This window comes from Bradyrhizobium sp. WYCCWR 12699, from assembly GCF_032144035.1.
Lineage (GTDB): Bacteria > Pseudomonadota > Alphaproteobacteria > Rhizobiales > Xanthobacteraceae > Bradyrhizobium.
In genome coordinates this window covers 1-1117 of record NZ_JAVTJN010000031.1, presented here as the reverse complement: position 1 = coordinate 1117, position 1117 = coordinate 1, and the positions used below count along the sequence as shown (strand labels likewise).

Annotated in this window: 1 protein-coding gene; it reads right to left on the bottom strand. The window is 63.1% G+C overall.

The genetic code is table 11. The features are described 5' to 3' along the window. Nucleotides 1-8 precede the first annotated feature (8 nt). A complete protein-coding gene (locus tag RPS27_RS14735; RefSeq protein WP_285807687.1) occupies nucleotides 9-950 on the bottom strand; it encodes a transposase in 942 nt (313 codons plus the stop codon). Nucleotides 951-1117: the final 167 nt, after the last annotated feature.

Below are 1117 nucleotides of genomic sequence, written 5' to 3'. Positions count from 1 at the left end.
GGCAACTGTTATGTTGGTCTGGTGTACAGGTACGGCTTTCGATCGCGCATGATGGCGTTGAGGACCGTCAACAGCTTCCTGGCAACGGCAATGAGAGCGAGCTTGGCAGGTTTACCGGCCTGTCGCAGTCGAGCGTAGAAGGCCTTGAATGGATCGGCCCGGCGGACCGCATTGAGAGCGGCCATGTAGAGGGCATCGCGGACGCGCTTTCGGCCCCCGACGATCTTCCGCTTGCCGCGGTAAGCGCCGCTGTCGACGTTGAAGGGAGCCAGGCCGGCGAGCGCGGCCACCTGCTTCGGTCCCACTTTTCCGAGTTCCGGCATCTGCGCGATCAGCTGCATGCAGGTTACGGGGCCCACGCCGGGAAGTGACCGCATCAACTGCGCATCGTCGGAGACCTCCGGCTCAGTCTTGATCAGTGCGCTAATATCGGCCTCGATTTCGGCGATCTCAGTGTCGAGGACTTCAATGAGCCGACCGATGCGATCGGCCATGGCGCGGTCCTCGGCCTCGCTGCGCCTGTTCTTCTCCTGGGCACGCATGAGAACCAGTTGATCCCGCCGTTTTGCAAGCCCCGCCAGGGCATTGCGGGCAGGATTGGCAGCCTGCTCAGCGGCAGGCTGCATGGCCCGGGCAAAGCTCGCCAGCATCCGGGCATCGATCGGGTCGGTCTTAGCGAGCTGGCCGCTGGCGCGCGCAAAGTCCCGGGCCCGGGCCGGGTTGATCCGGGCAAAGCGGATGCCAGCCTGGTTGAGCGCCTCACGAAGCTCAAGGTCATAGACGCCCGTGGCTTCAAAGACGACCAGCACATCGCATCGCCAACGCGCCGCGATCTGTGTGATGGCCTGCGGCGCGTTGGCGATGCGCTCCGGCACGCCCAGGCTCTCATCGAAGATATCGAGATATCGTTTGGAGACGTCGATTCCGACGTAACGAGGGCGTATGATCATGGTGCCTGTCCCTGTGATGCGAGGTCTGTTGGCGCAGCCTCGTGCAACTGTTCAGGTTGATAGATGGAACGGGCGGGAGACCGAGCCGGCTCACGGCGTCAAGCGCCAAGGACCCAACGGCTTCCCGCCCACTCCACCATGACAGAATTTCGATACACAGGGACCCA

Excerpts from the sequence above, each read along its gene's own strand:
- RPS27_RS14735 (WP_285807687.1), bottom strand. The coding sequence starts at position 950 with ATGATCATACGCCCTCGTTACGTCGGAATCGACGTCTCCAAACGATAT.